Genomic DNA, 21,092 nt, shown 5'->3' with positions numbered 1-21,092 from the left:
TGACCGAGTGCACCGCCTTCGGGAGATTGCTCTGCACATAGGTCCGAAGGCGCCATGAGATCGACGCGTTTCGGCTGGCTGTGCTTTGGCGGGTCTCACCCGGGATTTTCTGTCGCCACCACCGGCCTCCTGGATCGAAGTCCCAGCGCCTGCTCCACGGAGTGTCCCGCCCTCAGCACTGTGTCGTCCTCAAACTTGCGGCCCACGATCTGCATCGAGATCGGAAGTCCCGTCGCGGTAAAGCCGTTGCAGATCGCAAGCGCCGGGCTACCAGTAAGGTTGAAAGGCCGGCTGAGCGAAAGTTCCATCTCGCCCATCTCCGTCATCTCATAACCTAGGATCTGAGCGGGCGTCTTCATCGTCGGCAGGACAAGGACGTCGACGTCCTCCATAATGCCGGCTAGGGCTTCAGTCAGCGCCTTCTGCCGAAGGCGGGCATCGATATAGTCGGCCGCCGAAACGGTCCTCCCGTCCTGCAGGCGGGAGCGGCTGACAGGGTGAAACCGTTCTGGATAGGCATCGAGCTCCGTCCGATGTTCGGCGTATTCCTCCGGCCAGGTAATGTTTCTTGCGACAGAACCATACAGGCCGAAATCCGCCAATTTGACGGAGGAAACACGGCCGCCAAGATCCTGCACGACGGTGAGCGTATTCTCCATCGCGTCGAGCACGTCCTGATCGACGTCGGGATCGCCCTCGTAGAATTGCCTTATGACGCCGACGCGCAGACCTCGGATCCCTTCTCCTATCCTTGAGATATCAGGGCTCTTGAAACCTCTAAGCAAAAGATCGTCACTATCCGTCGACACCATCGACGCTATCATCAGGGCGCAGTCCTCGACCGTCCAGGCTAGCGGACCGACGCAATCCATTGATCGTGACAGCGGAAGTACGCCCTTTCGGCTTACCAGCGCGTCGGTCGGCTTGAGACCTGCGACCCCACACCACGCGGCAGGATCTCGTATGGAGCCTGCGGTCTCCGTCCCCACCGATCCGGCGCACAAACCCGCCGCAACCGCAATCGCCGAGCCGCTCGATGACGACGATGGGTCGAGATCGAGGTTCCACGGGTTGCGGGCGGGCGGCCAGCCAAGATCGAACTGCGTCCCGGACACCGCGTATTCGGTGGTTGCTTGCTTCCCGAGGATAATCGCGCCGGCCCGCTTCAAGGACGCGACGACGCCTGCATCCTCGCTGGCGATCGCGTCGCGTCTGTGAACAGCCTGCGCCGTGGTCGGCAGTCCCGCGACATCGATCAGGTCCTTGATGCCAATGGGCACGCCGTGCAGCGGGCCTAGCCAGTCCCCGCGCATGAGCGCCTGCTCCGCCGCCGATGCCTCCTGCAACGCGCTTTCAGTTCGCAGCGAGTTGAAGCTGTGAAGTCTCTGGTCCAGCGCAGCGATTCTGTCGAGGTACGTCTTCGTGAGTTCAAGGGGAGATATTTCCCTCGCGCGAAGTCTGCGGGACAGTTCCGCAAGCGACAGCAGGGCGATGTCCGGTGACAGACTCATGCAGGTGCGACTCGATCTTGAATGATTACTTTCAGAGGGCGGGGGCAGTCATCAGACGCACTTGCCCGGGCATTCTTCCGGATTCAGGCGGGACGTTGAGAGCACTGCGTTCTCCACGGAAGACCTTTTCCGCGAGCACGCACGCCGCCCGGTGACCGGCACTGACCTCGATCTGAGGCGGGAGTGCTGTCGCACAGTCGGCGACAGCTAGTGGACAACGCGTCCGAAACGCGCATCCCGAAGGAGGATTGGTCGGGCTCGGTATCTCTCCTACGAGCAGCGGGACCTTCCGATTTCTCTCCTCAATGGGATCGGCTACTGGAACCGATGCCAGGAGCAACTGCGTGTAGGGGTGGCTCGGATGGTTGTAGACGTCCTCAGACCTTCCCATCTCGACGATCCGACCAAGGTACATGACGTAAACACGCGACGAAGCCTGTCGAACGAGGCCGAGGTCGTGAGCGATGAACAAACAGGCGACGCCAAGGTCCCTGCGCAGTCCCATGAACAAATTCATCACTTGCGCCCTGATCGAAAGATCGAGCGCGCTAACGGGCTCGTCGCAGATCAGCACCCGCGGTTCCACGGCAAGTGACCTCGCGATTGCCACACGTTGACGCTGTCCACCGGACAGCTCTCGGGTGAACCGGTCCCTGACCTGGGTCGCCAGTCCGACCTGGTCCAACAGCTCCGTCGTACGCGCCGCACGTTGTTCCTTCGAGCGCATCCCTTTGATGATCAGAGCCTCTGCGATTGCTTCGCCAACGGTCTGTCGATCGTTCAACGAGGCGTAGGGGTCCTGGAACACGTATTGGACGGCACGGCGCACTTCCCTAAGGCGTCTGCCCGAGAGGGATCCGAGATCGACGCCGTCGAAGATCACTCTACCCGACTGAGGGTTCTCCAGCCCCACGATGGATCGGCCAAGTGTCGACTTACCGCAGCCGGACTCGCCGACGAGGCCGACGATTTCGCCCGCGTTCAACGTGATTGACACGTCGTTTACGGCCTTGATGGTCTTGCCCCTCATCGCGCTGGGAAAGCTGGTCACAAGGTTTTCGACTTCGAGAACAGCCATCAGCTTACTCTCTCCAAGAGGTGGTCGTTGATCACAGGACACGCGGCGAAGACCGAAGGGCCGAGCGTCTCGACGAGCTTAGGCCGATGCGATTTGCAGCTTTGGACCGAATGAACGCAGCGCGGCTCAAAAGCACACCCGACAATAGGCGCCGCGAGCATAGGCGGCACGCCGGGGAGTCCCCGGAAGGGTGCCCCGATCGCGTCTTCACGCCGCGGGATGGCGTCGATCAGCCCCATCGTGTAGGGATGATGCGGGGAAACCAGAACCTTTTCGACGGGACCGGTTTCCGCGTTCCGGCCCGCGTACATGACGACCACTCGGTCTGCCGATCCTGCGACGACGCCCATGTCGTGAGTAATGAGAACCATCGCCATTTTAAGCTTTGACTGAATGTTCTTGAGCAGGCGCAGGATCTGGGCCTGAACGGTGACGTCGAGCGCGGTGGTCGGCTCGTCCGCAATCAGGAGCTTGGGTTCGGCCGCGATGGCAATTGCAATCATCACGCGCTGCCTGAGGCCACCGGACAGTTCGTGAGGATACTGCCTTAGTCGCGCCGCCGGGTCGGATATGTCGACCAATTTAAGAAGGTCTAGCGCCCTTGCTTCGGCGGCAGTTGCCGACATGCCCAAGTGGAACTCAGCCATCTCCGCGATTTGCCGCCCCACCCCTCTTGCGGGGTTCAGTGCACTCATCGGGTCCTGAAAAATGAAGCCTATCGATTTTCCACGGAGGCGTCTGATTTTGTCCTCGGAGGCTCCGACCAGCTCGGTGCCGTCGAAGACCACTGAGCCCGAAACGTCCGCTTTCACACCAAGCGGCATCAGACCGAGAGGAGCGAAGTTCATCACGGTCTTGCCGCTGCCGCTCTCTCCTACGACAGCCAACGTCTCCCCGCGTCGTATCGAATAGCTGACGCCATCGACCGGACGGACCGCCCCATGGCCAGTTAAGAGATCGACAGTCAGGTTTCTCACGTCCAGTACGGTTTGAGCGGGCATCAGATCGACTCCTTTGCCCAGAGCGCCGTGGCGCGCCGACGCGCGACAAGCATCTTGTTGGTGAGCGGGGTCGGCACGCGGTTCAGCGCGACTGCTTCACCCAGGATATTGAATCCAATCACGGCCAGCGTAAGGGCAAGACCCGGGAGAACAACCTGCCGTGGATCCGTTTCCAGATAGGGAAGCGCATCGACCAGCATCTGCCCCCATTCCGGAGTTGGCGGTTGGATGCCGAGGCCGAGAAAGCTCAGAGTGGCAATCGCCAGAGCTACTGCGCCCGCGTCTGCCGTGGCATAGACAAGGACGGCGCCGAGCGTCGTTGGAAGAAGATGGACGAAGTAGATCCGCATAGGGCTTGCACCAAGGACGCGCAGCGCCTCCATCTGGGGCTTGTTCATGACGCTCACGGCCACCGCGCGGCTGACGCGAGCGCTACCCGGCCACCAAGCCAGCGCCAAGGCGAGGATCATGTTCCAGTAGCTGGCCCCGAATACGCCGATGACCGCGAGCGAAATGATAAGGCTGGGGATAGCGAGACCGACGTCGACAATGCGCATCAGGATCTCGTCCGTCCAGCCGCGTCGATATCCGGCGACCGTACCGATGGTGGTTCCTATCGTGTGGGCGATGACGAGCACGAGACAGACGCCGACAAGTGAGGTCCGGGCAGCGGTTATCAGCCTGCTGAGCGTGTCCCGTCCAAGGTGGTCGGCGCCCAGCCAGTGTGTCATGGTTGGGCCTTCGCCTGCGAGCAGCAGGTTCTGGGCGTTCGGCGCGTGAGGTGTGAGCAGCGGTGCGAACACGCCGATGAATACGAAAGCGCCAATGGTGATGACGGATGCGCGCGGCAGTTTTCTTATCGGCTCTGCCAATTTGCCTACTATGTTCATGATCCGCTCCTTTGCCGGCGCATCCGCGGATCGGTGAGCATCATCAGGACGTCCACGATCACATTCAGGATAATGAAGAAGGTTATGAAGATCAGGAGACAGGCCTGCACCACCATGAAGTCGCGGAACCGGATCCCGGTCAGGAACAGCTCTGCTACCCCTTGCCAAGCGAACAGCGGCTCTACCACGACGGCGCCCACGACCATGAGACCTATCTGAGTTCCGAGCGCATTAAGGTAGGTCGGCGCGATGTTGGGCAAAGCGTCGCGCACGAGTATCCGCTCACGTTTGAATCCTTTGCTCATCGCGGTGAGGACGAAAGGACGCGCCATGGCCTCCTCAAGGCCGACTCGGACGACGCGGCTGAGGACAGCGGCAGGCAGCATCGCTATTGTGAGCCATGGCAATATGAAGCTGCGAAAACCGTCGTAGCCGAATGTCGGAAATATCTTGAACGACACTGAGAAAGCATAGACCAGAAGCGCACCGACGAAGAACGAGGGCGTGGATGCACCGAACAACGCCAGTCCGCGTGCAATGTGGTCGGGCATTCTGTGTGCCCACAAGGCCCCGAGAAATCCTATGAGCAAACTGAACACGAGGGCGACCATGGCTCCGCCGGCGACCAGCGTAGCGGTAACCGATAACCGGCTCCGAAGAGATGTTCCAACGTCCTCCCCAGTCTTGTAGGAGATACCGAAGTTGCCGTGAGCGGCATTGCCAAGCCAGTCCGTGTATCGAATGAGCAATGGCTTGTTCAGGCCGATTTCCTCGGCGACCTTGGCAATGTCTGCCTTGGTCGCCGTTGGGGTGCGAAGCTCCGCAATCAAGATAGCGATGTTGCCTGGGGCTGACACCACCAGCGAGAAGCACAAGACGGAAGCCAGAAAAAGCAGAATGAGCGCGTTCCGGGCTCTCTTTGCGATGAAGAAGAACACGGCGTCTCCTATTCGCTCAGGCTGATGTTTTCGTAAGGCATGTCGTACTCCGTTGCTGGGGCCTTGAAGTCTTTGACGCGGCTGGAGTGCGCCCAGATACCTGGCACGTAAAGCAGTGGAGCGATGGCGACGTTGTCGTGCAGCCAATCGTAAACCTTCTGGACGTTGGCTTCCATGTTTGGGTCCAACGCCGACATCGTCGCGGTCACGAGCGGATCGAGCCGCTCGGCGTCGACGAACAGCTTGCCGTCGACCCCGTTGTCGTAGGTAGACAGGAAAAGACCGACGATTGTGGCGAAAGGCTCGTAAGGGGCGCCGTATGTCTGGAAGAAAGCAAGGTCGAACTTGCGCTCGGGAATATCGCTGTGTCGCGAGGCATGGTCCACCGAGCGGATCGTAAGCTGAATGCCGATCTCCTGCAGTTCCGCCTGAAGCACCTCGGCGACGGATCTCGATCCGGGAATTTGTTCTTCGCTGACGACGATTTCGAGAGCGAGCGGAGTACCCTCCTTCTCTCTCACAGGACTGCCGACCCATCCCGCTTTTTCCAAAAGCGCCTTAGCGCCTTCGACGTCGATCTGGGGAACCTCATAGCGCTTTCCGGCAAGTGGAACGGATTCGGCGAAGAGATTGGCCGACGTCGCTGCCATCCCGCGATAAAGTACCTTTGAAATTGCTGCCCGGTCTATGCCGATATCGATGGCCTTCCGGACTGCGACTTCCTTGAGAGCTGGAGCCCGGTCGGGATTGAATGCCATGATCATCGTCGTCGAACCGGGTTCCACAACGACGTCTAGCCCCGCCTGCTTCAAGGTCTGGGCCTCGATCGCGGTGATCGGCGATACGAAGGCCCCACCCATTAGGTCGATATCGCCGGCTCGGAGCGCAGCCATACGGCCACGCGAGTCGGGGAGCACCTTCAACTGGACTTTCGAGAACTTGGGCTTCTCGCCCCAATAGCGGTCGAACCGCTCGAAGACGCTGCCCGAGTTATCCGCGCTGATTTCACGCCACGGACCGGTCCCGACCGGAGCCTTGTAGCTCCCGTCAGCCGCGACCGATTTCGGGCTGAGGAAACGACCGGGGCGGACATAGGCCAATTCTTGCAGCAGCCCAAGAACGGGCTCCTTGAAGCGAATATCGATATGACTGTCGTCGACGACGGTGGCGTCCACGAAGAGCCTGGAGCAGTTCATCCAGTTGTTGTCAGCCTGCCCCATCCAGCGCCCCAGGTTCCACTTGGCCGCGGTGGCGTCGAAGGGTGTCCCGTCATGGAAGACCACCCGCTCTCTGAGCGTCAGGCGCAGGAGCTTGCCCTCATTCTCGATGGACCAAGCGGTCGCCAGTCCAGGTTCAATTTTTCCGTCATAGGAGTATGTGACGAGTGGTTCGAACACCATGTCCTGGACCGCGTAGAGCCCCTTGAATTTGTGGGGGTCCAAGTCGCCGGGGGCCACAGAGATGGCGATCCTAAGCGTATCATTTTCAGCCGCGGCCGCGACCATGCTCGGAAAGAATGAGCCGCCGGCGGCGATGCCGATCATGCCGGACAAGCCTGTCAGAAACGACCGCCTGTGAATTGCTATGAATTTGCTGCTGTCCATGTTCGATTCCCCTTGTTTTTGATTTGACTACCCGTAGGAGCGAGCTCCCGTGCCGGACCGATCTTGTGCGGTCCGAACAGATATGTCTTCGAGCAAGCGAGCGACGTCCGCCTGCAAATCCTCAAGCGCCTCGATCCCGACACTGATGCGCAGCACGAGGTCGGACGCGAGCCATTCTGTCGCCGTTCTGTTCTGCCGGACGGGCATCGGTGCGACGAGACTGCGGGTGCCTCCCCAGGAGGCGCCGATGGCGAACGTCGTCAAGACGTCGAGCGCTGGTGAGACATGTCGGGTGCAGGCGTCCTTGAACAGCACGCCGAATACGCCGCTCGCTCCAACGAAGTCGCGTTTCCAGAACTCATGACCAGGCGAATGGGCGAGTGGCGGCCACAGCACGCGGTCTACCAACGGATGCCGTTCGATCTGTTCGACCAAGGTCCGCGCGCTTTCGAACGAGCGCTGCATCCGGATGCCGAGTGTCTCCATGCCGCGCAGGACGAGGGCCGCGTCGTCCGGCGAGACGCCTATCCCAAAGCGTCCCATGAAACCCTTGACCACAGCCTCGTGTTCGGGACGGGCGATCGTAATCGATCCCATCAGTATGTCGGAGTGCCCGGAGATGTATTTGGTCAACGCCTCTGTGACGATATGGACGCCGTGCAGGATCGGCTTGAAGTTCAGCGGCGTCGCCCAAGTGTTGTCGCATCCGACGAGAATGCCGCGGCGCCGGGCCACCGCCACAATGGCTGGTATGTCCTGGACGTCCATGCTCGTCGAACCAGGAGACTCGCACCAGACAATCGCGGTGCGCTCGTCGATCTTGCTTTCGAGATCATCGATCGTGGATGGATCGAAGTACCTCGTCTCTATCTGGAAGCGTGCCAGGTCCTGGTTGGCGAAGTCCCTGACGGGCGGGTAGGACGTGTCTACAACGAGGATGTTGTCGCCAGCCTTCAGGAAAGAAAGCATCGCTACCGAGTTGGCCGCTTGGCCAGAAGGGGCGAGGAACGTCCGGACGCCTCCTTCGAGCTTGGTAAGCTTTTGTTCGAGCGTGCGCGTCGTCGGCGTGCCGTACAAGCCGTAGGAATATCCTTCAGGCCCGCGCTGCGCGCGGTTGGCGTATGCCTCCGCATTCTCGAACACGATCGTCGAGGCTCTGTGGACCGCAGTTCCAAGCGGATCGAAGCCCTCATTCCTAACCTTCGGGGTCAGCACCACTTCAGTAAAGTCGTTCATTCTCTCGCCACCCCCTGGACATGGCGATTGTTTAAGCACACTCCTCATTATGCGGTCTAATATCAAGATTACGGTTTACTATTCGCGGAGGTTATAGGGTCGGATGAACCTGAGGCAGATCGAAGTCTTCCACGCCCTGATGACAAACGGCACGACGACACGTGCGGCCGAGGTCCTGCGCATCTCACAGCCGGCCGTGAGCAAGGCGGTTCAGGAGCTGGAGCGCACCGTTGGTTTTGCGCTGTTCAATCGCGCTAAGGGGCGCATGAGCCCAACTGCGGAAGGGCGGCTCTTCTTCCGAGAGGTTGAAACCTCGTTTTCCGGCCTGATCCATCTCAAGAGTGCGGCTGCGCGTATAAGAGACTTCGGGTCGGGCGAAATAAGAGTGGCAAGCCTGTCGGCGTTAAGCACTAACGTCATGCCAAAAGTCATGCGCTCGTTCCAGAAGCGCCACCCGCAGGTGGCTATAACGTTCCAAGCGCGGATGTCGTCCTCGGTCAAGGAGTTGGTTGCTTCCGGCCAGTTCGACGTCGGTGTGGCGGCGGACGAGATCGATCTCGCAGGCGTCATCGCTCGGCCCTTTGCCAGCTATCAGGTTGCCATTGCCCTGCCTCCGGGCCACCGTTTGCAGGGCAGAGCAGTTATCTATCCAAGAGACCTCCACGATGAAAACTTCGTCGCACTCGCGCCGGAGGACACGACAAGGCGAGAGGCGGAGGCGATCTTCGCGGAGCATGGGGTGAAGCCAAAAATTGTCTTGGAGACCCCTTATTCGACGACGATCGCGGCGATGGTCGAGGCTGGTCTTGGCTGCGGCATGGTCAATCCGATTACGGCGGACCCCTTCCTCGGTCGGGGAATGATGATCGTGCCGTTCGAGCCAGCAATTCACTTTCGGACGCTTCTGTTGCTTCCGCCTCAAAGGGAGCCTTCGAGAATTGTGGCTGATTTTATAGAAGAGCTGTTAAAGGGGTCCTCCGGGGTGTAGATGAGCGCGATCAACGTCGAAGCTTAAGGTTTCGGTCAGACTGAACTGCACCGCGACATCCTGCTGGGCTCCGACATTTTCGTCGAATTCCCACCACAGACACGCATCGAGTGCGAGATCCAGTAGCTGGACTCCAACTGTCCCGGTGACCGAATTCCGGGACGCCAGGGCGCAAGGCCGCCGGGACGTCAGCAGATCACGCTGTTCGATTCCGTCGGGTTAGCCATCGAGGATATTTCGGCACTGCGATACGTGCGCGACAAGCTACAAGCGACTGGCCTCTACGAGGAGCTCGACCTGCTTGCCGATCCCGACGAGCCGCGAGATCTGGTCAGCCTGCTGGTGAGGCACCCATTCAGCCGGCAGCATAACAAGGCTCGCTCAAAACCAACTTCCGCCCTCCCGCCCAATGCGCTTCCACCTTCATTGCTGGGCGGTGCCGCGCCTGAACTGCTTTATGTAGCGTTTCGTGACCCTGCCCCCGCCACGTTCCTCTTTGTAACTTCTTGTCTTGTGCACCCGGTGCGCTTTGCTGTAGCGAGGCTGCTGACGTAGATCGGGGCTACGGCAACTGAAGAGCAAATGAAGGGTTGGCCCAAATGCCTGAAGATCTTATCAACTCCGACACGGAATTGCTGGAGATGACAGCTGACATCGTTTCCGCCTATGTCAGCAACAACCCGGTTCCAGTCGCAGAACTCGCCCGGGTAATTGCCGATACCTATGGAGCGATCAGCAAGCTGCAGGGAGCACTCCCACCCAAAGCGGAAGAGAAGCCTACACCCGCAGTCCCGATCAAGAAATCGGTGACGCCCGATTTCATCATCTGCCTGGAAGACGGCAAGAAGTTCAAATCGCTCAGACGGCACCTTGGCACTCACTACGATCTTTCGCCGGATGCGTACCGGGCGAAATGGGGCCTGCCCTCCGATTACCCAATGGTTGCGCCGAACTATGCCGCGGTGCGATCGGCGATGGCGAAGGCGATCGGCCTGGGACGGAAGGCCGTAGCGCCTGAGCCTGAAGCGGCGCCAGTGAAGCGCCGAAAGATCGGCATCAAGACCAGCTGATGACATCGGGGCTATTTTGCTCAAAAGGCTCGCGTTCTGTTGCAGGGGCGCGGGCTGATCGTTTTCTGATTGGATGAACCCTTACCTCCTGTTCAAAGGCAGCCGCTGTCGAGGACGCCACCCCAAAAGGGATGGTCAACCTCTCGCGGGCGGCTCCGTGGAAACGCAGGGATTGTTGCCTCGAGAGATACATTCAATGCGTTGGAAAAGGTCCTGCCCGGTAGTGTGCTGAGAGTTCTGCAAATTGGCTGAGAGAGGGCGGTCATGGCAGGCTGCAATGGTCTTTGGCGCATGCACTGCGCCTTCGAGCTTGAGCGCGAGCAGTTCGACTTCATCGAGATCACCGACCAGAGCGAGGCCGAGTTGATCGACCGCGTGCCGGTGGTGGCGGGCGAGATCCGCATCGGTGACCGCGCCTATCTGCAGGCCGAGCGGATCGCAAAGGTGATGGCGCAAGGCGGCGATGTTGTTGTGCGCGCGTCGTGGAAAAACGCGCGATGGCTCGACGCCAACGGCAGGGCGTTCGATCTCATCGGCTACCTGGAGAACTGCCGGGAGGAAGTCTGCGAAACGCCTGCCCGGCTGGCACTCAAGAAGGGCGAGCCTGTGAAGATGCGCCTGATCGCCTTGCGCAAATCCGAGGCCGCGGCACAAGAAGCGCGGCGCAAAATCAACAAGGAAGCCAAGGCCAAGGGCAACAAGGTTCAACCGCAGACGCTGATTGCGGCCGGCTTCGTCCTGCTTGTGACCTCGCTTGACCGGGAGGAGTTTCCCGCCGATACGGTCTTCAAGCTCTACCGCATGCGCTGGCGCATCGAACTCGCCTTCAAGCGCCTGAAGAGCCTGATCGGGCTGCGCTCTCCTCCCGCCAAAGACCCAAGGATCGCAAAGCCTTGGATCCTTGCACACTTCCTCATCGCGCTTGTGACCGAACCCCTCTCGCAGGAGTTGGGTGTCTCTCCCCCTTGAGCGACGGGCGCCCGCTACTGTGGCGCGCCACCCGCCAGATCGTCGCCTCTCTGATCGCAGCGATCTTCGCTCAACCTCCCTTGGCAACCCTGCGCCGGAATCTCCGTGCCTTGCGATATCGCTGGCGTGAGCCACCACGAAAGCGCAAGTTTCAGTCCATGCCAAAGCTATCTTAGCGCCTATGCCCAATGACCTGGGATGGCACGGTCCTCCGCCTCGGCGGGACGCTCGCGGATGGAGACCATATCGAGGATTTGACCTTGCCCCGTTCGGTTGCTCTGTGCACCTTTGCCGAGGCGCATCTGTCGTTTGGTGCGCAGATGGGCTGTCAGCTCCTTCTTGAGCACCCCTCGCGACTGGATGAACAGGCTGCGATAGATCGCTTCATGAGATATCCGCATGCTTGGATCGCCTGGGTACGCTCGCTTCAGCCAACCCCCAATCTGCTCCGGCGACCATTGCAGTGCCAGCTTTTGCGCCACCCGCCACCTTAGCCGTCCAGAGCATGCCAGGCGACATTGCTTCGGGCGAAGCGCGCGCTGCCAAGCCTGCTTGTCGGCTCGGGTTGCTCGATAAGCTTGGGCACCGCCATTGCGCGAGATCTCGCGACTGATCGTTGATGGGGATCGCCCCAGACTTCGTGCAATAGCGCGGATGGCAAGACCTGCCGCAATCCCGCGAGAGATCTCTTCGCGCTCCCCCAGCTCGAGCGCCGAGGCCGCTCTACGCCTTGCTGACGGAGCAATGCCGCCGTGTAAGGATACGATCCGCTGAACGCCGCCCTTGGTCCGGCGGTCTAGTGCCCGCGAGATCGATGAAATGCTCTGACCCTGCTTCCACCGCTCCCAAAGCTCGGCCTTCTGCTCCGGGGTAAACCAGATCCGTGACGTCACCATGCGACACCTCCCAATCCTCTCAGATTAAAGGTGTTGCAGTGACCGGTTGAACCCACCGGCGCAAAGCTGCCGTTCACGCCGAAGCAGCCCGGCCAGAATCTGGTGGGCGCACCATGTTGACATTGTGGCTAATTAAACGGCGAGCAATGATTGAGGCCGGGAAGGGCCGATAAATCGCTAGACCGATCATTCGCAGCCAATTTTCCAATGACCGAAATGGGGCCGTGTAGGGACGGCTCTCCGTTGGCAAGGGGTTCTTTGAGCTTTGGCTTTGCTGGCGGCGCCGTTAATCTCGCGTCGCGCCTGGAACAGGAGGCCCACCGGGGGCCGTCGTCATCTCCTACGAGACGATTGCGCAAGTGAAGAACACGATCGGCTGTGAGGAGCTGGGGCACGTCAAGGTCAAGGGGGTCGCCTATCCCGTCGCCACCTACCGCGTCATCGATCTGAAGGCCAATCTAGCGGGCGCTTGTCGCGCCGTTCGAACCGAGCTGCCGCACTTCAGGCTGGAACTTGAACCGGGACTGATGTCCGCGGACGAGCGTGGCGATGCCGCCATTGCGCTTCGAGACGCGCTGGATCGGCTTTCCCACAAGCCCGGGCTGGGCGCTGGGCGAGCGGATGCGGCCGGGCCGGATGCGGAAACCATCCTCGTCAGTCATCGTGAAGATCCGCACATCGTCTCAAGGCACCGAAATCACAGGTGAAACGGTGTTCCGGCGAGGTGCGCCACATGTTCGCACCTCGCGGAAATGCCACATAACCTATTGAAACAGCACAACCGATCGACGCCGCACCTCGCGGCCTTTTATCTCGCCATCTTCCGGTTGTTCTGCACATTTTCCGCCTCCACCCACGCCATGGTGCGCTGGAGCTTGCGGTTGCGCGAAGACGCCCATGTGCGCTCATGGCTGTATCCCTTCGCCCGCTCGCGCCACGAAGAGGCCTTCGGACAGCGGCACGATGGCGGACACATCGCGCACGGTGGGCGCAGAGCTCGCGTCATTTGGTGGTCGCTCGGCCGGCACCCGAGCGACAGCTTGTTTGCGATCCGGCTGACCGACGAAGAGCGAGCCGCGCTTCCAGGGAATGGCCTCGACAGACGTAACGGCGAAAGGGCGCATACCCTCGCTTTCACCGATCAGGGGCGCAAATGCGGCGACATAGGCGCGGGTCTCGGCCGGTAACGGACGCCCAGTGAGGTAGGCCTGGTAGCGTGCAGGTCCCGCATTGTAGGCGGCCAGAAATCCCGGAGAGCCGAAGCGATCGTGCAGTTCGCGCAGGTACGCCGTTCCAGCCAGGATGTTGTCCCGGGGATCGAATGGATCGCGGCCAAGCGACCAGCGGGCGCGCAGGTCATCCCATGTTCCGGGCATGATCTGCATCAAGCCGCGGGCGCCTGCGCTGGAGACGGCACGCATATCGCCCGCACTCTCCTTGCGCATGATGGCGCGGATCAGCGCGGTCGGGACGCCGAAGCGGTGCGAGGCTTCTGCGATATGCGCGCCGAACGGATCGCGTTGAGAAGACCGGGCAACGGCCAGGTCCTGCGCCACTGCCGCCGGCATGACGGTCGCGACGGACAGGCCGCAAAGGAGGAGCAGAGCCATGCGCCAGGCAGCGCGAAGCGGCCCGGGCGCACCGCGATGGCTCGTCGACGGACGGCGAGCGCGCATCGTTCAATCCTTCTCGCTACGGTCGCGCGGGCGCGCCCAGTGCAGCGACCAGGACGTCTTGTCGTCGCCATTGCGAAAGAGGTTGGCGCGTATCGGCTGCGCGAAGGTCGGGTCGTCGAGCTGGATCGAGACATAGTCTCCGGCCTTTTCGCTGAAGCGTTTCCAGCCGGCACCAATCTCGGGGCCGTCCTCGTTTCCGGCGTGAATGCGGTAGTCAGGTTGTGTCGTCATGTGTGGCCGAATGCGCCGATGTGGCTTCACCAATCTGCGGACGGGAAGGCAGAGGCAGTTTCGTCCAGTCGTCGGGCCTCTCCTCCTCCTCCGCCGTCGGCACCGGCGGCGGCAGGTACGTTCCCGGAAGCGAGCATCCTCATGATAGCGCGCCTTCTTGGCGCGGATCGGCGGTGCACTGCACCGGGCTAAAGTGAAATATCTTTTTGAGGCTTGCGTCCGTTCTCGGAGCCTGGCGAGTGCTGAGCGAGCACTGCCGCTAGCATCGAAATTGTCGTCATCCAGCCATGTCAAAAGGGCGGCCTTATGCGATGGCCATTCTTCGAGGAGCATTGAGTGCCAAGCAACGTCGCGTTGCCAACCTTTGACCACGGCTGCGGCGCGCCAAACCCTCTCTGCTTTGAAACCGTAGCGCTCCGCCGCGCGGCGTGAAGCTGTATTCAAAGCTTGGCAACGCGATACCAGCCTCCTGTAGCCGAGTTCGTCAAAAGCGTGCTGCATCAGGAGAAAAATCGCCTCCGATGCTGCGCGTGTTCGCTGCAGTCTTGGCGAAAGCCAGATAACCAATCTCCGCCCACCGGTATGTCGTCTGTTGATGTGCAAAGCTGGAATGGCCGAAACTCCGGCAGCGGATAAGTCGGGGTCGATTCTGAGTCTCTGCGCCGTGTGCGCCTTTTGCTAGGGTGCCATCTACAGTCGACATGTGGAATTCAGATACATAGCCCGATTCAATACCCTGCCTGGGATTCGATTCCATGCCCAAGCATCCCCGCGCCGGCGACCGTCGGCGCTCAAAGGAAAATGGCGTATAAGCCGCAGTCCTGCGCGCATCGGCAACAGTGACGGTTGTCGCGCGCAGGACGGAGGAAATTCGCCCCCGCCGCGGGCGGTGAACAGGACAGCCGTAGGAGCGTCAGCATAGCGCCGGCCGCAGGACGGGACGCGGGACCGACTGTCCCCGTTCGCGGTGGTCCGCGTATTTTGCGCCAAAGCCGCAGGCGGAGATTTTCATGCTTTGGTTGATAAGCATCGTTGTCGCGGCCGACCGGCTTCATGCCGACCGAAGCACCGATCGCGCGGACGCAACGTTGCGCTTGTGACGATCAGACCGTTGGCGTCATCGAAGCGGTTGCCAAGATTTCGAAGAACCGCGTGGCGGATTCCGCAGCCGTCGCACGACTCCATCTACCACGGAGAATATCGTGGTGCGCTGGAGGACAGATGCAAACCCGCCTACCCGGCATCGTTATCGACGTGTATCGCCTTCAGCCCTCAGAAGGCTTGTCGCCGCATGACGCGCATCCGCCTCAAGGTCGATCTTGCTGCGTAAACTAAGGTCGAATCGTACTGTAACCGTCAAAACACGGGCATACAGAACATCGTCGAGCGTGCCGCGCATTTCATGCAGATAGGTCAGAGACGACTTCCCAACCTTTTCGACAACCGAGCGAATGGTGACCAAGGTTCCAACCGCGGTTTCGTGCGCATAGTCGATCTCCATCCTGACGTCCGCCCAGCCGAGAGTCGGCGTTAGATTGGGAGCGGCAATCCTGCCCAGCAGTTGAAAGCTGGCATCATCGAACATGGCGACGTAGTGACGAACGTTGAGATGGCCCATCGCGTCGCACATCCAAGGGTGCACGACGCCGACATAGGTTTCAATGCCGGGCGCGGTCAAAACCCGACCTCGTTGCCACCCTTGAGATCCAGCAGCTGCCGCGCCTCTTCGGGCGTCGCTATTTCAAGCGAGAGTTCGCCAAGGATTCGCTTGATCTTGGCGACCTGCTCGGCATTGCTCTTGGCAAGCGCGCCCTTGCCGACATAGAGACTGTCTTCCAGCCCAACCCGCACATTGCCGCCCATGATCGCTCCCATCGTGCAAAGGTTCATCTGATGCTTGCCGGCGGCAAGGATCGACCAGAGATAGTCGTCTCCGAACAGTCGCTCCGCCGTCCTGCGCATATGCATCATGTCTTCGGGGTCAGAGCCGATTCCACCTAGAAGTCCGAAGATCGTCTGGACGAAAAGCGGTGGCTTCAGCAGCTTGCGGTCGAGAAAGTGCGCCAGCGTGTAGAGGTGACTGACATCATAGCACTCGAACTCGAACTTCGTCCCATAGGCCTGGCCGACCTCGACGATGATGCGCTCGATCTGCTGGAACGTGTTGGAGACGATGCCGTTCTTGGTGTCCTCGAGATAAGGCTTTTCCCAGTCGAACTTCCATTCGGTGTATTTTGGCGCGATGTGGTGCAAGGCAAAATTCATCGACCCCATGTTGAGCGAGCAGAGCTCGGGCTTGGCGGCATGAGCGGCTTCGAGACGTTCGTCGAGCGTCATCTTGAGGCCGCCGCCGGTAGAAATGTTCATCACCGCGTTGGTTTGCTGCTTGATGCGCGGCAGGAAGTCCATGAAGAGCTTGGGATCGGGGGTCGGTTTGCCCGTCTCGGGGTCGCGGGCATGCAGATGGATCACCGACGCGCCGGCTTCGGCTGCGCCGACGGCGGCATCGACGATCTCTGACGGCGTTATGGGCAGATACGGGCTCATCGTCGGCGTGTGGATCGAGCCGGTGACCGCACAGGTGATGACGACTTTCGGCGATTTCTTCATGGTTAGAGTCTCCCTTGTCTGCCTTTTGTTGTTATCTATCGAGCGCGAGGCAATCCTCACGACCACAGCCCAGCCGGATCGCCGTACCTGGATCGAGCTTCGGCTGAGACGACGAAGTAGCAAGCTTGACGATGAATTTCTGGCCGCTCGCGGTCGCGGCGACGAGCCGGACATGATCGCCGACGTAGATTGATTGAACGACCGTCGCCGGAATCTCGTTGAGCGCCGTGACGCCGTCCTGCAGAACGGACAGGCGCTCGGGCCTTATCGACAGCGTCACCCTGACACCCGCAGAAAGCGCAGCACCGCAGGACATGGCGTTCAACACAACGTCGCCGCCGTCGAGGCGGACGGATACGCCGCCATCCTCGCTCCCGGCCAGCACGGCACCCAACATGCGGTTGCTCTCGCCGATGAAACTTGCGACAAAGCTCGCCGCGGGACGCTCGTACAGTTCGCGCGGCGTCGACAGTTGCTCGATGCGGCCGGCGCTGAACACTGCGATCCGGTCCGACATGGTCAGCGCTTCAGTCTGGTCGTGCGTGACGTAGACGAAGGTCACGCCCAGCCGGGCGTGAATATCCTTGATCTCGAACTGCATCTGCTCGCGCAGCTGCTTGTCGAGGGCGCCAAGCGGTTCGTCCATCAAGACAAGATTTGGTTCGAAAATCAGGGCCCGGGCAACCGCCACGCGTTGTTGCTGCCCGCCCGAAAGCTGCGCTGGCCGCCGATTGCCGAATTCGGGCAACTGGACCATGTCGAGAACGTTCCCGACACGTCGCCTGACCTCCTCGCGGCCAAGTTTGCGGACCTCGAGCGGGAAAGCCAGATTTTCGGCGACCGTCATGTGCGGGAAAAGCGCGTAGTTCTGGAACACCATGCCGATGCCGCGACGATTGGCGGGAACGTTGTCGATGCGCTGACCGTCAATGAGAATTTCGCCCTCAGTCGTATCTTCGAATCCTGCCAGCATCATCAACGCCGTCGTCTTGCCGGACCCGGAAGGGCCTAGCAGCGTCAGGAATTCGCCGCGCATGATTTCCAGGTCGAGCTGGCGCACCGCCTGGACCGCATGCCCGTAGCGCTTGCTGACGCCGCGAAACTCGACGTGAACCGGCCCACGCGGAGATCCGCCCATCACCGCGGCTGCGCCTTCGGATCACGGCGTACCGAGGCCGGGCGCTTGCGAGCAGGCTGCGCCTCAGCCGCCGCCGCGGCGCGAAGAATGATGTCGGCGGCCTCGCGCAGATCGGCCACCAGGGCCTTGCGCGCAGCCGCGCCATCGGCGCGACGCAGCGCGGCGAGCATTTCGTCGTGATGGTCCAGGCCCAGGCCGTAGGTCACGTCCGAGCGGACGATGTTCAAAAACGGTCCTGCCTGCAGCCACAATTTCTCGATGATCTGCTGGATGAGAGGTGATCGCGCGGCATGGTACATCGTGAAATGAAAGCGCCTGTTCAGGCCGAGATAGTTAGCCATGACGTTGCTCTCGACGCACTCGCGCATCAGCCTGTTCAGCTTCGCCAATTCATCGAGTTCTTCGGGCGTGATGGTCGTCGCAGCCCATTCGGCCGCCGTCCCTTCGACGCTGCAGCGCACACGCACGAGATCCGAAATACGCGCCACCGTGGCCTCGGGGACGATGACGCCCCGGTTTGGGTGGTCGAACATCGCCTCGTCGCTGACGAGTTGCCGCAAGGCCTCGCGCACCGGCATGGCGCTGGTCCGGTACTGTTCGGCAAGCTGTCGCACGACCAGTCTTTGGCCGGGCAGGAAGTCACCGTTCATCAGTGCTTCCTTCAAGCCCGTATGGACACGAACATGAGCTGTCTTTTGCGCGGCCGAGCCAGCGGTGGCATCCTTGCGATCGAGCATCAGTTTGTCCGGCGGGGCAGTATTTTGAGGTTGCTCGACAGGAAATCGTCGAATGCGGCGGCGAAGCCGTCGAGTTCGGCGTCGCCAAATGGCAGTGACAACGCCAGCATGCCGCGCGGCGTCACGTAGTACCCTCGCAACAGCATCTCGATATGCCACAGCGCAATCACCGATGGATCGGCATCGTCGAGCCGCGCCGGCGTGTCCACCGGCCCCCTGACGAAATGCAGGTTCATCAACGACCCGCGCCCTATGACGATCCCCTCGACGCCATGTCGTTCAAGGGAGACGTTCATCGCTTCACGCAAGCGATCGCCGCGCGCATTGATGGCGCGGCTCGCCTCTTGTGTCAGCACCTGCGTCAGACCGGTGAAACCAGCAGCCATGCTGAGAATATTGTTGTTGAACGTCCCACCATGCGAGAACGCACCAGCCAAAGCCGGATCGAAGCGGTCGACGAGGTCGGCGCGTCCACCGAATGCGCCAAAACTCGCACCGCCGCCGATGTACTTTCCGAGCGTCACGAAATCGGGAAAAATTTCATGAGCGCCGTGGAGCGCTCGATAATCGAGGCGCGAGGTCATGACCTCGTCGAAGATCAGCAGCGCGCCTGTCTCCTTCGTCGCTGTGCGCAGCGCCTGCAGGAACTCGCGGGTGGCCGGGATGCAGCCGCCGCCGCCCATCATCGGCTCGACGATGACGGCGGCAAGCTCGCCGCCCTGTTCCTTGATGAGCGCCACGGCGCCTGCACTATCGTTGTAGTCGGCGAAGACAAAGGGGAAAGGCAAATTGAGCGGTGAGCCGCCATGCGCAAAAGTCAGTACGCCGCCGTGATAGCCTTCCCGGAAGGCGAGTATCTTCGAACGCTTCGTGATGGCGCGAGCGGCGGAAATCGCCATGATGTTCGCCTCGGTGCCCGAGTTGCAGAAGCGCACGCGCTCGATGGCTGGAAAACGTTCGACCACCGCCGCTGCCAGGCGCGCCTCGTAGCGGTTGGGTGCACCCAGCATGATGCCGCCCTGTATGACGTCCACAAGGGCCGCCGAAATCGCCTTGTCGGAATGGCCGTAGAAGCCGGCGCTGTATTCCGAGACCAGATCGACATAGGTATGGCCGTCGAGATCGGTGACCCTGCAGCCCTGGCCGGAGACGAACGAAACAGGGAATGGCGGGTACCAAAGTACAGCCCTCGTATTGCCGCCCGGCAACGATGCCGCGGCCTCGTTCTGACGCGCCAGGCTGTTCGGGTTGGCGTCAGCGAAACGCTGTCGCGCCTCGTCCAGAACAGCAGCGAGACTGACATTGGCGCGCACGTCTCTAGTGCCTTTCAGCATTCGATCAAATCTCCTTGTCTTTTTAACTTTTTTTCACTCTATCGCAAATTCCTGTTGCTAATCAATCCATTTTGCGTTTGAAATTTGATCAAATCGACAAGAATAGGAAAGGGGAACTGCGATGAGGACTTATCTGCAAGCCGTATCTGCCGCCGCGATCTGCCTCGCGACCTCGACTTTTGCCGCGTCCGCGGCCGATCCCGTCACGGTGGTCGGCTGGGGTGGTACATGGGACAAGGCCTACAAGGATGGAGTCTGGGACAAGTACACCGAAAAGACGGGCGTCCCGATCGTCATGGAAGAGTGGGGCGGCGAGGTCGCCAAGGTGCGTGCCCAGGTGCAGGCGGGCAACATTACCTACGACGTCGTCTCGGTGGAAGCGCCCGCCATGGAAGTCGGCTGCGCCGAAGGCCTGTTCGTCCCGCTGACGCCCGAGATCACCGGCGACGCGGCGAATTATCTTCCAGGCACCCTGCACGAATGCGGTGTCGCGTCCGACACATGGGCAACGGTTCTTGCCTACAACACGGATGTCTATAAGGGCGACGCAGCGCCAAAGAGCTGGGCGGACTTCTGGAACGTCGAGAAATTTCCGGGAAAGCGCGGCCTCTACCAGCAAGCGCAGTTCACGCTGGAGAACGCGCTCATGGCCGACGGCGTGAAACGCGAAGACATGTACAAGGTGCTGGCCACGCCGGAAGGTGTCGACCGGGCTTTCGCCATGCTCGACAAGATCAAGCCGAACGTCGTCTGGTGGTCCACCACCACGCAGGGCATCCAGAACCTCGACAGCGGCGAAGTGACGCTCAGCGACGCGTTCAATGCACGCATCACCAACGAAGCCATCAACGAGAAGAAGCCCTACGCCATCGCGTGGGACGCCGGCTTCTTCTACGGCACCGACTACTGGGCCGTGGTGAAGGGCGCACCGCACCAGCAGGGGGGGCTGGATCTCCTCAAGTGGTTCTCCATCCCTGAAAACCAGGCCGGCTTCTCCAAGCTCTATGCCTATGGCACCGGCCGCAAGGAAGCCGCCGACCTCATTCCCGCGGACTGGAAGGCCAACCTGCCGACGTCGCCGGAGCACCTCCAGTACGGCGCCGCCTATGACAACGACTTCTGGACCGAGCACAAGGAAGCGTTGGAAGAACGCTTCAAGGCCTGGCTCGCGAAGTAACTTGGGCA

The 21,092-nt window shown here is 60.8% G+C and carries 17 protein-coding genes and 5 pseudogenes; 6 read left to right on the top strand and 16 right to left on the bottom strand.

Annotated elements, in window-relative coordinates:
* Positions 1–95: 95 nt before the first annotated feature.
* From NKI96_RS14750 to NKI96_RS14720, 7 genes are read right to left on the bottom strand one after another with little or no spacing between them, the layout of a single operon-like run.
* Positions 96–1,511, bottom strand: coding sequence for an amidase (locus tag NKI96_RS14750; protein ID WP_031197795.1), 1,416 nt, complete (start codon positions 1,509–1,511; stop codon positions 96–98).
* Between the two features lie 31 nt (positions 1,512–1,542).
* On the bottom strand, positions 1,543–2,589 hold the full coding sequence (locus tag NKI96_RS14745; RefSeq protein ID WP_023669023.1) for an ABC transporter ATP-binding protein: 1,047 nt from the start codon (positions 2,587–2,589) through the stop codon (positions 1,543–1,545).
* Complete coding sequence (locus tag NKI96_RS14740; protein ID WP_023820722.1) at positions 2,589–3,590, bottom strand: ABC transporter ATP-binding protein; 1,002 nt, start codon at positions 3,588–3,590, stop codon at positions 2,589–2,591. The genes NKI96_RS14745 and NKI96_RS14740 overlap by 1 nt, the downstream gene beginning before the upstream one ends.
* Positions 3,590–4,480, bottom strand: a complete 891-nt coding sequence (locus NKI96_RS14735) for an ABC transporter permease (protein WP_023820721.1) — start codon at positions 4,478–4,480, stop codon at positions 3,590–3,592. Before NKI96_RS14735 ends, NKI96_RS14740 begins: the two co-directional genes overlap by 1 nt.
* Positions 4,477–5,418, bottom strand: a complete 942-nt coding sequence (locus NKI96_RS14730; protein ID WP_023820720.1) for an ABC transporter permease — start codon at positions 5,416–5,418, stop codon at positions 4,477–4,479. The genes NKI96_RS14735 and NKI96_RS14730 overlap by 4 nt, the downstream gene beginning before the upstream one ends.
* A gap of 8 nt (positions 5,419–5,426) precedes the next feature.
* A complete protein-coding gene (locus NKI96_RS14725) occupies positions 5,427–7,022 on the bottom strand; it encodes an ABC transporter substrate-binding protein (protein WP_245260522.1) in 1,596 nt (531 codons plus the stop codon).
* Positions 7,023–7,049: 27 nt separating this feature from the next.
* Positions 7,050–8,258: a trans-sulfuration enzyme family protein gene (locus tag NKI96_RS14720; RefSeq protein WP_023820718.1), complete on the bottom strand. Its 1,209-nt coding sequence runs from the start codon at positions 8,256–8,258 to the stop codon at positions 7,050–7,052.
* A 103-nt stretch (positions 8,259–8,361) separates the two neighbouring features.
* Between NKI96_RS14720 and NKI96_RS14715 the strand changes: the two genes are divergently transcribed.
* The 4 genes and pseudogenes from NKI96_RS14715 (at position 8,362) to NKI96_RS14700 (ending at position 11,285) form a co-directional block, all read left to right on the top strand.
* Positions 8,362–9,246 carry a LysR substrate-binding domain-containing protein gene (locus NKI96_RS14715; RefSeq protein WP_023669029.1) on the top strand — a complete coding sequence of 295 codons (885 nt, stop codon included), beginning with the start codon at positions 8,362–8,364 and terminating at the stop codon, positions 9,244–9,246.
* Between the two features lie 33 nt (positions 9,247–9,279).
* A pseudogene (locus NKI96_RS14710) lies at positions 9,280–9,642 on the top strand (hypothetical protein); the annotation flags it as partial.
* Between the two features lie 203 nt (positions 9,643–9,845).
* Positions 9,846–10,316, top strand: a complete 471-nt coding sequence (locus NKI96_RS14705; RefSeq protein WP_023816091.1) for a Ros/MucR family transcriptional regulator — start codon at positions 9,846–9,848, stop codon at positions 10,314–10,316.
* A gap of 363 nt (positions 10,317–10,679) precedes the next feature.
* Complete coding sequence (locus tag NKI96_RS14700) at positions 10,680–11,285, top strand: transposase (RefSeq protein WP_502900268.1); 606 nt, start codon at positions 10,680–10,682, stop codon at positions 11,283–11,285.
* Between the two features lie 185 nt (positions 11,286–11,470).
* Here NKI96_RS14700 and NKI96_RS14695 read toward each other — a convergent pair.
* Positions 11,471–12,181 (bottom strand): annotated as a pseudogene (locus tag NKI96_RS14695) (IS30 family transposase); the annotation flags it as partial.
* Between the two features lie 273 nt (positions 12,182–12,454).
* Between NKI96_RS14695 and NKI96_RS14690 the strand changes: the two are divergent.
* Positions 12,455–12,768 (top strand): annotated as a pseudogene (locus tag NKI96_RS14690) (adenylate/guanylate cyclase domain-containing protein); the annotation flags it as partial.
* A gap of 318 nt (positions 12,769–13,086) precedes the next feature.
* Here NKI96_RS14690 and NKI96_RS14685 read toward each other — a convergent pair.
* The 8 genes and pseudogenes from NKI96_RS14685 to NKI96_RS14650 all read right to left on the bottom strand — a co-directional run bounded on the left by NKI96_RS14685 (position 13,087) and on the right by NKI96_RS14650 (position 19,907).
* Complete coding sequence (locus tag NKI96_RS14685; RefSeq protein ID WP_352804947.1) at positions 13,087–13,857, bottom strand: lytic transglycosylase domain-containing protein; 771 nt, start codon at positions 13,855–13,857, stop codon at positions 13,087–13,089.
* A gap of 3 nt (positions 13,858–13,860) precedes the next feature.
* A pseudogene (locus NKI96_RS14680) lies at positions 13,861–14,076 on the bottom strand (DUF736 domain-containing protein); the annotation flags it as partial.
* 471 nt (positions 14,077–14,547) lie between these two features.
* A pseudogene (locus tag NKI96_RS14675) lies at positions 14,548–14,655 on the bottom strand (GNAT family N-acetyltransferase); the annotation flags it as partial.
* A gap of 679 nt (positions 14,656–15,334) precedes the next feature.
* A complete protein-coding gene (locus NKI96_RS14670) occupies positions 15,335–15,766 on the bottom strand; it encodes an acyl-CoA thioesterase (RefSeq protein WP_023723894.1) in 432 nt (143 codons plus the stop codon).
* Entirely contained in the window at positions 15,763–16,698 is a 936-nt protein-coding gene (kce, locus tag NKI96_RS14665; RefSeq protein WP_023820709.1) for a 3,5-dioxohexanoate:acetyl-CoA acetone transferase, read from the bottom strand. The genes NKI96_RS14670 and kce overlap by 4 nt, the downstream gene beginning before the upstream one ends.
* Positions 16,699–16,729: 31 nt before the next feature.
* Positions 16,730–17,758, bottom strand: a complete 1,029-nt coding sequence (locus tag NKI96_RS14660; protein WP_352804944.1) for an ABC transporter ATP-binding protein — start codon at positions 17,756–17,758, stop codon at positions 16,730–16,732.
* Positions 17,759–17,835: 77 nt separating this feature from the next.
* Complete coding sequence (locus tag NKI96_RS14655; protein ID WP_352538259.1) at positions 17,836–18,573, bottom strand: GntR family transcriptional regulator; 738 nt, start codon at positions 18,571–18,573, stop codon at positions 17,836–17,838.
* Positions 18,573–19,907, bottom strand: a complete 1,335-nt coding sequence (locus NKI96_RS14650) for an aspartate aminotransferase family protein (protein ID WP_352538258.1) — start codon at positions 19,905–19,907, stop codon at positions 18,573–18,575. Before NKI96_RS14650 ends, NKI96_RS14655 begins: the two co-directional genes overlap by 1 nt.
* Before the next feature lie 121 nt (positions 19,908–20,028).
* On the opposite strand from NKI96_RS14650, the gene NKI96_RS14645 reads away from it, so the two are divergent.
* Positions 20,029–21,084: an ABC transporter substrate-binding protein gene (locus tag NKI96_RS14645; RefSeq protein WP_023683358.1), complete on the top strand. Its 1,056-nt coding sequence runs from the start codon at positions 20,029–20,031 to the stop codon at positions 21,082–21,084.
* Positions 21,085–21,092: the final 8 nt, after the last annotated feature.

Origin of the sequence: Mesorhizobium sp. M0292 (assembly GCF_040321695.1) — a bacterium.
Taxonomy (GTDB): Bacteria; Pseudomonadota; Alphaproteobacteria; order Rhizobiales; family Rhizobiaceae; genus Mesorhizobium.
This window is presented reverse-complemented; position numbering and strand designations above follow the sequence as displayed.